Raw genomic sequence first — 4,952 nt, forward strand, 5'->3', positions numbered from 1 at the left:
CTTATTATTCTTCAGTGTGTAGTTGTACCGGCACGCCGTGAATCAGTACTGAAACTGCATCCCCAATCGGCGTCCCACTTCTTCATAGGCTTCCACCACGCCACCCAGGCCCTGGCGGAAACGGTCTTTATCCAGCTTTTCCCGGCTGTCCTTGTCCCACAAGCGGCAGCCGTCCGGGCTGAACTCATCGCCCAGCAGCACCTCACCATTAAACACGCCAAATTCCAGTTTGTAATCCACCAACAGCATGCCGCCATCCAGAAACAGCTGCTTCAGTACTTCGTTGACCTGGAAGGTGAGAGTCTTCATTTGCGCCACCTGCTCGTCGGTGGCCCAGCCAAAGCTGCGGATGTGGTAATCGTTGACCATGGGGTCGCCCAGGTCATCGTTCTTGAGAAAGAATTCGAAGGTGGGCGGATTCAGTTCCAGGCCTTCTTCCACCCCCAGACGACGGCAGATAGAGCCAGCGGCAATATTGCGCACCACGCATTCCACCGGAATCATGTCCAGCTTCTTCACCAGTGACTCCACCGGTGACAGCATCTTCTCGAAATGACAGGGAATCCCGGCCGCCTTGAGCTTTTCCATGATGGCGGCATTGAACTGGTTGTTCACCGCTCCCTTACGCGCCAGTGCCTCTTTCTTCTTGCCGTCAAAGGCCGAGGTATCGTCGCGGAACAGCATGATCAGTTTGTCCGCGTCATCGGTGGTGTATACAGACTTGGCTTTGCCGGCATACAACTCGTCGCGTTTTTCCATGGAAAGGCCTTTATTCGGGTCAGTATTAATGTACTTGCAGCCAGCCAAACCCTTCCGTCTGGCTGGCAACGCCAATTCGTTCGCGTCCCTGGGTTACCACTTGTTCAATGGCATCCAATGCATGCCGGGACGTGTTGTTCTGCTCGCTCAGATGCGACAGCACCAGATGCTGCAGGCGATCCACATTGGCCTGACGGAGCAAGGCCGCCGCCTGATCATTGCTCAGATGCCCCAACATACCACCCACACGACGTTTCAACGACGGCGGATAAGGGCCGTTAACCAGCATCTGCGCATCATGGTTGCATTCCAGTACCAGCGCATCGCAATCCTGGTAGGCCTCCACCACATGGGGAGTGATTGCCCCCAGATCCGTGAGCACACCCAACGTTCGGCCCTGCCAGCTAAAGCGGTACTGGCAAGGTTCACGCGCATCATGGGGTACCAATACCGGCAGAACCTGCATGGCGCCAATGGTAAAGGGGCGCCCCGGTCGCACTTCCTGCCAGTTGGCGCCGCTCAGACTGGTGCGCTTGCCCTGTACCGCACTCGCGGTACCGAAGGAGCTGTAGACCGGGCAACCGGTCTTGCGGGCCAGCGCCCCGGCACTGCGAATATGATCACCGTGCTCGTGGGTTACCAGAATCGCGCTGAGCTGATCTGAGGCCAGACCCAGCCGGGCCAGTCGCTGCTCGGTTTCCTTGACGGTAAACCCGCAGTCGATCAACACCAGGGTGTCGTCTGCTTCCACCAGGGTGGCGTTGCCCTTGCTGCCACTGCCCAGGGATGCCAACTTCATGATGCTTAATTCAGTTCGTCAAAAATGCGTTCGAGAATGGCCTGGCCGGGCGTCTTTTCCACCAGCGCAGTCCCCTCTTCATTCAACACTGCCACCTGGATGCCATTGGTGGTGTGGCTCAGCTTCAGCTGGGCACTCTTGGCTCCCAGGGTGTAGCGCTCGGGCACTCTCAGATAATAAATGCCCACTTCACGATCCCGGTCGCTGATCTTCAGGTCCGTCTTGCCCAGGGCCTCGCCCACATATTCCCAGGCCCAGGCAAAGCGGGTGGACATCATGATGATCGGGTAACCGTTCCCGTCACGGGCCAGAATCGCCTTGGATGAGGCATCCTTGGGCGCCGGCTGCTGTGCCTCGTCGTCATCGGCGCTTCCCAGCACCACCAGCTGGGGCGGTCTGGGAACGGCAAAGCGTTTCTCGTCCTCACCACGGCCCACCAGTCGTTCTTCCTGGCGTGGCACCGAATAAAGCGGTTGCTCGCCGATGAATACGCCATCTTCCGGAACCTCCATGGGCTCCAGCACCTGCGCATCACGATAATTCAGGCTGCTATCCGGCAACCAGCTACAACCGGATGTGGCGGATACCAACAGTGCGAGCGTTAACGCCGCATTCTTCATTTAACCTCCAGCAGGCCGCATTGACGCATGGTCTCGCGCAATCGCGGCTGGGCCGCTTCTGACAGCGGTACCAACGGCAAGCGGATACCAAGGTCAATCAGGCCCATTTCATACAGTGCCCATTTCACCGGAATCGGATTGGCTTCAATAAACAGATCACGGTGCAGGGGTTCAAGTTCCGCATTCAGTGCCCGGGCCTGATCCGCATCGCCAGCCAGGGCCGCTTCGCACATGGCAGCCATCTTGGCCGGCGCCACGTTGGCGGTTACCGAGATGTCACCGTGCCCGCCGGCCAGGATGAAATCCATGGCCGTTGCATCGTCCCCGGAATAGAGCATGAAATCATCGCCGCAGCGCTCGCGGATTTCCCGGGCGCGCTCCAGGTTCCCCGTGGCTTCCTTGATGCCGATGATATTGGGCACCTTGCTGAGTCGCTCAACCGTTTCCGGCAACAGATCACAGGCGGTCCGGCCAGGCACATTGTAGAGAATCTGCGGGATATCCACCGCCCGGGCCACCGCCAGATAATGCTGGTAGAGGCCTTCCTGGGGCGGCTTGTTGTAATACGGGGTCACCAGCAGACAGGCATCGGCACCGTCGCGCTTGGCATCACGGGTCAGGCGGATGGCTTCGTCGGTGTTATTGGCGCCGGTACCGGCAATCACCGGTATGCGGCCCTTGGCCACGGCCACCACTTCACGGATCACACTATCGTGCTCTTCAAAGCCCAGAGTGGCGGATTCGCCCGTGGTGCCCACCGCAACGATGGCGTGGGTGCCCTGCTCCACATGCCAGTCCACCAGGGCGCGCAAGCGCTCCCAGTCCACTGCTCCGTCTGCGCGCATGGGGGTTACCAGCGCTACAATGCTGCCACGGATCATGCCTGTCTCCTGTTTTGCGCCAATCGGGCGCAATCGCGATTATTCCGGTGCACCGGACCCTGTCGTCGAAGGGCGCTATGGTAAACCTCGAAAACGCCGGACGCCAGATGCCTGACGCCCGGCAAGCCCTTTGTCGAAACCGAGCCAGCGAGATCAAACGGTCGCTCCACCGCAAACAGGCCGAAGCGAGTCACGCGGTGCAAGTTTCGAAAAGACAAACCCGGTGTTGCCTTTCGAACCTTGTCACTCACTCCCCGCCATGGTTTTGCTTCGGGGCCCAGCGCCTAGGATAAGCCTTCAGCCCCCTGCACACCCCGCAGAAAACCTCTAAACTCTCACCACATCACTCTCAAAATACCAACAAGACAATGCCTGCGGAGCGCATCATGGAACAACTCATCGTTATCTCGGCCCTGGGTTCAGACCGCCCGGGTATTGTGGAGTCGCTGTCCCGGGCGGTGCTGGAGCACAACGGCAATATCCTCGACTCTCGCATGACGGTGCTGGGCGGTGAGTTTGCCGTGCTGATGCTGGTGTCCGGCAGCGACGCGACCCTGGACCAGCTGGAAACAGACCGGGACAAGCTGGCTGGCGAACTGGACCTGCTGATCACCCTCAAGCGTACCCGCCCCCGCGACCTGCAGGCCCGCGCCCTGCCCTACGAGGTAGAGGTGGTCGCCATGGATAACCCGGGCATCGTCCACGAAATTGCCAATTTCTTTTCCCGCCGCAGCATCAATATCGATGATCTGCATACCGGCACCTACGCGGCGCCTCACACCGGCACCCGCATGTTCAGCCTTCACCTGGTGCTGAGCATGAACGCGGAACAATCGGTGGCCGAATTGCGCGACGCCTTCCTGGACTTCTGTGAGGCGCGCAACCTGGACGCCACCATGACGCCGAAACGCTGAACGGCTCGCTCAGACGGCTATACCATCAACCTCAGAAAGAGAAACGGACCCGATATGGCACATCCCAAGATTGGTAATCTGGCACCCAACTTCAAACTGCCCGATCAGGACGGCAACCCGGTTGAGTTGAAATCCTTCAAAGGCAAGAACCCGGTGGTCATTTTCTTTTACCCCAAGGCACTCACCCCGGGCTGCACCACCCAGGCCTGCGGTATCCGCGATACCAAAGCCGAGCTGGAAAAACGTGGCGTGGTGGTGTTTGGCATCAGTCCGGATCCGGTGGCACGGCTGCCCAAATTCATCGACAAACATGATCTGAACTTCCCCCTGCTCTCCGACGAAGATCATGCCGTTGCCGAGAAGTACGGTTGCTGGGGCATGAAAAAATTCATGGGCAAGGAATTCATGGGGCTGATCCGCACCACCTTTATTGTCGGCAAGGACGGCAAGCTGGTGAAAGTGATGGACAAGTTCAAAACCAAGAGCCATCACGAGGATCTGCTGGCAGAACTGGACGCACTGGGAATCTAGGGAGCCGCTTCACGGCAAGGGGCGCCGCCGCGCCCCTCGCGTAACGCCGCTATGTATCGGCCTGCACCGTCGGCCCAGGGTCCGGGTAGTCCCCCTGGCTGGGCCAGGCATTGATCACCGCCTTGATCAAGGTGGCCAGGGGAATAGCGAAGAATACCCCCCATAATCCCCACATCCCCCCGAACAGCAGGATCGCGGTAATAATCGCTACCGGGTGCAGATTCACCGCTTCCGAAAACAGCAACGGCACCAGAATATTGCCATCCACAAACTGGATCACACCGTAAATCACCATCACCAGAGCAAAATCTCCGCTCCAGCCAAACTGCACATAGGCCGCCGCCGCCACGGGCAGTGTCACCACGGTGGCGCCGATATAGGGCACCACCACCGACAGCCCCACCAGCACCGCCAACAGCACGGTGTAATGCATGCCCAGCAACAGGAA

At 59.1% G+C, this 4,952-nt stretch carries 7 protein-coding genes; 2 read left to right on the plus strand and 5 right to left on the minus strand.

What is annotated here, in order from left to right; all coding sequences use genetic code 11:
• Positions 1 to 42 precede the first annotated feature (42 nt).
• Genes purC through dapA form a run of 4 tightly spaced genes read right to left on the minus strand, consistent with a single transcriptional unit; the run spans position 43 to position 3,059 of the window.
• Entirely contained in the window at positions 43 to 759 is a 717-nt protein-coding gene (gene purC / locus A3714_RS01905; RefSeq protein WP_063509243.1) for a phosphoribosylaminoimidazolesuccinocarboxamide synthase, read from the minus strand.
• 25 nt (positions 760 to 784) lie between these two features.
• Positions 785 to 1,558: an MBL fold metallo-hydrolase gene (locus A3714_RS01910; protein WP_063508616.1), complete on the minus strand. Its 774-nt coding sequence runs from the start codon at positions 1,556 to 1,558 to the stop codon at positions 785 to 787.
• Positions 1,559 to 1,563: 5 nt separating this feature from the next.
• Complete coding sequence (bamC, locus tag A3714_RS01915) at positions 1,564 to 2,178, minus strand: outer membrane protein assembly factor BamC (protein ID WP_063508617.1); 615 nt, start codon at positions 2,176 to 2,178, stop codon at positions 1,564 to 1,566.
• Entirely contained in the window at positions 2,175 to 3,059 is an 885-nt protein-coding gene (gene dapA / locus A3714_RS01920; protein ID WP_062816949.1) for a 4-hydroxy-tetrahydrodipicolinate synthase, read from the minus strand. Before dapA ends, bamC begins: the two co-directional genes overlap by 4 nt.
• 386 nt (positions 3,060 to 3,445) lie before the next feature.
• On the opposite strand from dapA, the gene A3714_RS01925 reads away from it, so the two are divergent.
• Positions 3,446 to 3,973 carry a glycine cleavage system protein R gene (locus A3714_RS01925; RefSeq protein WP_156493050.1) on the plus strand — a complete coding sequence of 176 codons (528 nt, stop codon included), beginning with the start codon at positions 3,446 to 3,448 and terminating at the stop codon, positions 3,971 to 3,973.
• A 54-nt stretch (positions 3,974 to 4,027) separates the two neighbouring features.
• Complete coding sequence (gene bcp / locus A3714_RS01930; RefSeq protein ID WP_062816947.1) at positions 4,028 to 4,504, plus strand: thioredoxin-dependent thiol peroxidase; 477 nt, start codon at positions 4,028 to 4,030, stop codon at positions 4,502 to 4,504.
• Between the two features lie 49 nt (positions 4,505 to 4,553).
• On the opposite strand, the gene A3714_RS01935 is transcribed toward bcp, so the two are convergent.
• A partial coding sequence (locus tag A3714_RS01935; protein ID WP_156493810.1) for an AI-2E family transporter occupies positions 4,554 to 4,952 on the minus strand: 399 nt, incomplete at its 5' end.

Origin of the sequence: Alcanivorax sp. HI0007 (assembly GCF_001635525.1) — a bacterium.
In the GTDB taxonomy this organism is placed as follows: Bacteria; Pseudomonadota; Gammaproteobacteria; order Pseudomonadales; family Alcanivoracaceae; genus Alcanivorax.

Excerpts from the sequence above, each read along its gene's own strand:
- bcp (WP_062816947.1), top strand. The coding sequence starts at position 4,028 with ATGGCACATCCCAAGATTGGTAATCTGGCACCCAACTTCAAACTGCCC.
- A3714_RS01910 (WP_063508616.1), bottom strand. The coding sequence starts at position 1,558 with ATGAAGTTGGCATCCCTGGGCAGTGGCAGCAAGGGCAACGCCACCCTG.
- purC (WP_063509243.1), bottom strand. The coding sequence starts at position 759 with ATGGAAAAACGCGACGAGTTGTATGCCGGCAAAGCCAAGTCTGTATAC.
- dapA (WP_062816949.1), bottom strand. The coding sequence starts at position 3,059 with ATGATCCGTGGCAGCATTGTAGCGCTGGTAACCCCCATGCGCGCAGAC.
- bamC (WP_063508617.1), bottom strand. The coding sequence starts at position 2,178 with ATGAAGAATGCGGCGTTAACGCTCGCACTGTTGGTATCCGCCACATCC.
- A3714_RS01925 (WP_156493050.1), top strand. The coding sequence starts at position 3,446 with ATGGAACAACTCATCGTTATCTCGGCCCTGGGTTCAGACCGCCCGGGT.